Source organism: Allosphingosinicella sp., assembly GCF_036387215.1.
Lineage (GTDB): Bacteria > Pseudomonadota > Alphaproteobacteria > Sphingomonadales > Sphingomonadaceae > Allosphingosinicella.
Genome location: NZ_DASVUE010000220.1, coordinates 1 through 3,194, shown reverse-complemented (window position 1 = coordinate 3,194; position 3,194 = coordinate 1). Strand labels below are relative to the sequence as shown.

4 protein-coding genes and 1 pseudogene are annotated in these 3,194 nt (G+C 65.5%); 2 read left to right on the top strand and 3 right to left on the bottom strand.

Translation table 11 applies throughout. The features are described 5' to 3' along the window. Together VF662_RS08600 and VF662_RS08595 are read left to right on the top strand one after the other, a co-directional pair. Window positions 1–240: pseudogene (locus tag VF662_RS08600) on the top strand (3-oxoacyl-ACP reductase); the annotation flags it as partial. 61 nt (window positions 241–301) lie between these two features. Next, window positions 302–1,393, top strand: coding sequence for a hypothetical protein (locus tag VF662_RS08595; RefSeq protein WP_464139899.1), 1,092 nt, complete (start codon window positions 302–304; stop codon window positions 1,391–1,393). Between the two features lie 43 nt (window positions 1,394–1,436). Here the strand turns inward: VF662_RS08595 and VF662_RS08590 are convergent, their stop codons facing one another. The 3 genes from VF662_RS08590 to ahpD all read right to left on the bottom strand — a co-directional run bounded on the left by VF662_RS08590 (window position 1,437) and on the right by ahpD (window position 3,078). Further along, the gene (locus VF662_RS08590) at window positions 1,437–1,781 is read right to left on the bottom strand and encodes a DUF2794 domain-containing protein (protein WP_464139897.1); all 345 of its coding nucleotides are present in this window, start codon (window positions 1,779–1,781) and stop codon (window positions 1,437–1,439) included. Next, the gene (gene epsC / locus VF662_RS08585) at window positions 1,781–2,473 is read right to left on the bottom strand and encodes a serine O-acetyltransferase EpsC (protein ID WP_464139901.1); all 693 of its coding nucleotides are present in this window, start codon (window positions 2,471–2,473) and stop codon (window positions 1,781–1,783) included. Before epsC ends, VF662_RS08590 begins: the two co-directional genes overlap by 1 nt. An 86-nt stretch (window positions 2,474–2,559) precedes the next feature. Next, window positions 2,560–3,078 carry an alkylhydroperoxidase, AhpD family gene (gene ahpD / locus VF662_RS08580; protein ID WP_464139895.1) on the bottom strand — a complete coding sequence of 173 codons (519 nt, stop codon included), beginning with the start codon at window positions 3,076–3,078 and terminating at the stop codon, window positions 2,560–2,562. Between the last annotated feature and the right edge of the window lie 116 nt (window positions 3,079–3,194).

The window sequence follows — 3,194 nt, the reverse complement described above, 5'->3', positions numbered from 1 at the left end:
GCCGCGCTGTTCCTCGTCTCCGAAGATGCGCCCAGCAACATGATCGTCGGCGCGGGCGGAGGCGTGGTCCAGGCATCCTACGTGACGCTCACGCCCGGCTACGCGCTCCCGGAGGGCCGGCGCACCGTCGAGGAGGTAGCCGCGAACTGGGACAAGATCATCGACCGCGCCGGCGAAATCGTGCCGCAATCCGGCGCGGAGCAGGCTATGCTGATCCTGGAGACGCTGCGGCGAGCCTAGGTGTATTGCAACTGCAATACACTTCTGCTACAGCCGCTCGTCTCTAGGGAGGACCCACAACATGTACAGCGAAAGCGATCTGGAGGCTGCGGTCGCCGCAGGGGCGATCAGCCCCGAAGCGGCGGACGCGCTCCGCAACCATGTGGCCGGCGGCCGTTCCGCCCCGGCGGTAGACGAGGAGCATTTCCGCCTCATCACCGGCTTCAACGACATCTTCGTGTCCATTGCAGCGGCCATCCTGCTCTTCGCGCTCGGCTGGATCGGCAGCTCGTTCGGAATGCGCATCGAAGGCAACGGTCCCTCGCCCCTTTCCGGGGTGTTCGTCGCCGCGGCGGCCTGGGGGCTTGCGGAATTCTTCACCAAGAAGCGGCGCATGGCGCTGCCAAGCATCCTGCTCTTGCTGGCGTTCGTCGGCGGGGTCGGAGCGGCGGTCGGCATGGCTCTGGTGCTCGCGATCGGCCCCGAAGCCACTCAGAACAACGACGCGATCGGCGGCTTCATCGGCAGCGGCGCTGCATTGACCGGCGCGCTCGCCGCCTGGTTCCACTGGCGGCGGTTCCGGGTTCCGATCACGATCGCCGCGGGTGCGGCTTCCGTCGTGCTGCTGATCGCGTCCCTGATCTCCGCTGCTGTCGGCGATGTTCCGAACAAGAAGGACATCCTGCTCGGCTTCCTCCTGCTGCTGGGGATCGGCGTGTTCCTGTTCGCCATGTGGTGGGACTCGTCCGATCCGCGGCGGGAAACGCGGCGGTCCGACGTGGCCTTCTGGCTCCACCTGCTGGCAGCTCCGCTGATCGTGCATCCGGTGTTCTCCCTGCTTGGCCTCACCGACGGCAACGCAACGACCGCGGAAGCGATCATCGTGCTTCTGCTCTACGTTGCGCTGGGGGTGACAGCGTTGGCGATCGACCGCCGGGCGCTGCTCGTGTCGGCGCTTGCCTATGTTCTCTATGCGCTGAGCAGCCTCTTCCGCGAATATGGCGCAGTGGAACTCAACGTCGCCCTCACCGCGCTCGTGATCGGGTCGGCTTTGCTGCTGCTCTCGGCCTTCTGGCACACGGCCCGCCGCGGGGTGGTGAACACGCTTCCCGGCACGCTTCAGTCGAAGCTGCCGGTGCTCGACCGGGCGACGACGACGGGCGCACCCGCCTAGTTCCCAAGCTGAAGATCCGGGCCTCCACGAAAGTGGAGGCCCCTCAGCCGCCGACCAGCTTCATGAGCCGGCGTTCCAGCGGCGCAAGGACGGGGCCGAGTTCGTGGCCCCGTTTCAGCACCACGCCATTCTCTCCGATCAGCGCCCACATGCCCTGCCGGTTGCGGAGCGCGGGCCGCTTCTCGATCTTATATTCGGGCCGCTCGGCAGCTCGGCGGAAGGCCCAGAACACGGCCGCATCGCCGCGGAACTCGATCGCATAATCCTTCCAGGAACCGGCCGAGACCATCCGTCCGTAAAGATCCATGATGCGCTTCAGCTCGGCCCGGTCGAAGCCGATCTGGTGTCCCGGACCTTTCGCAACCGGAAAAGGGAGCACATTTCCCATCAGGCCCTGTCCCGCTCCTGGAGCCCGCTCTTCAGGCTGTCGCGCTCGTCGATCAGTTCGGCCAGCCTCTTCCTCAACTGCTCGACCTCGCACTTCAGGATCTCGAGCTTCTGCGTCGCCGGATCATACATTTCGTTGCAGGGCGTGCCATAGGGAACGAAGCCGGTGGAATGCTTGGACGCCTCCACCAGCGAGGACCGTGCCGGGATGCCGATCATCGTCGCACCCTCCGGCACGTCCTTGGTGACCACCGCATTGGCGCCGATCCGGGCCCCCGGCCCCACCATGATCGGCCCGAGCACCTGCGCGCCCGAGCCGATGATCACTCCGTGGCCGATGGTCGGGTGGCGCTTGCCCGGCTCGCCGTTGGTGGGATTGGTCCCGCCCAAAGTCACATGCTGGTACATGGTCACGTCGTCGCCGATCTCCGCACTCTCGCCGATCACGACGAAGCCGTGATCGATGAAGAAGTTGCGCCCGATGATCGCGCCCGGATGGATGTCGATTGCGGTGAGGAAGCGGGAGAAATGGTTGACCAGGCGGGCAAGGAAAAAGAGCTCGCCGCGGAACAGCCAGTGCGCGATCCGGTGCAGCCCTAATGCCAGCACGCCGGGGTAGAGAAGCACTTCCCAGCGGGAGCGGGCTGCGGGATCGCGCGCCTTCACCGAGTCCAGATAGTCGACCATGCCCATTCGATCAGGCGTCCCGCTCACTCATCCATCGAGAAATAGGCGCAGCCGGATCGGAATGCCAGAAAGACCCGAATCTTTCGTAATCGTCAGAGCGTCGCGTGGACGGTCGCAACCGCCTTCACGACCGCTGCGATGCGGGCCGCGGCCTGGATCGTCTCGGCCTTGACGCCATGCTGCTGAAGCACGCGCTCGTGGCTGTCGATGCACATGCCGCAGCCGTTCATCGCGCTGACGGCAAGGCTGAACAGCTCGAAATCGTCTTTCTCGATCCCCGGATTGGCAAGCACGTTCATGCGGAGCTTCGCCGGCAACGTGCCATATTCCGGGTTCGAGGCGAGGTGGACGAAGCGGTAATAGACGTTGTTCATCGCCATGATCGCGGCCGCCGAGCGGGCGGCATTCGCCGCCTGCTCCGTCAGCTTGCCTTCCACTTCAGCCTCGGCAGCGGCGACGATCGGCCGGTAGCCGGTGCCGTGCGCGCAGGCGAGCAGCAGCCCGTATTTGCGCTGATCGCCCAGCGTCTGGTCGTTCAGCAGCGACGAGATGTTGAGGCGCAGATCCTTGGCGTAATCCGGCAGCGTCTCGGAAAATTGCTTGAGGGACATGGCTTGCTCCGAAAATGTCCTCCCCTGCTTTTGCAGGGGAGGGGGACCATGCGAAGCATGGTGGAGGGGCCGGCGCGGCAAAGCCGCGCCGTCGGACGGGTTCGGCGACGCCGCCC

Coding starts and splice junctions, on each gene's coding strand:
- ahpD (WP_464139895.1), bottom strand. CDS start 3,078: ATGTCCCTCAAGCAATTTTCCGAGACGCTGCCGGATTACGCCAAGGAT.
- epsC (WP_464139901.1), bottom strand. CDS start 2,473: ATGGGCATGGTCGACTATCTGGACTCGGTGAAGGCGCGCGATCCCGCA.
- VF662_RS08590 (WP_464139897.1), bottom strand. CDS start 1,781: ATGGGAAATGTGCTCCCTTTTCCGGTTGCGAAAGGTCCGGGACACCAG.
- VF662_RS08595 (WP_464139899.1), top strand. CDS start 302: ATGTACAGCGAAAGCGATCTGGAGGCTGCGGTCGCCGCAGGGGCGATC.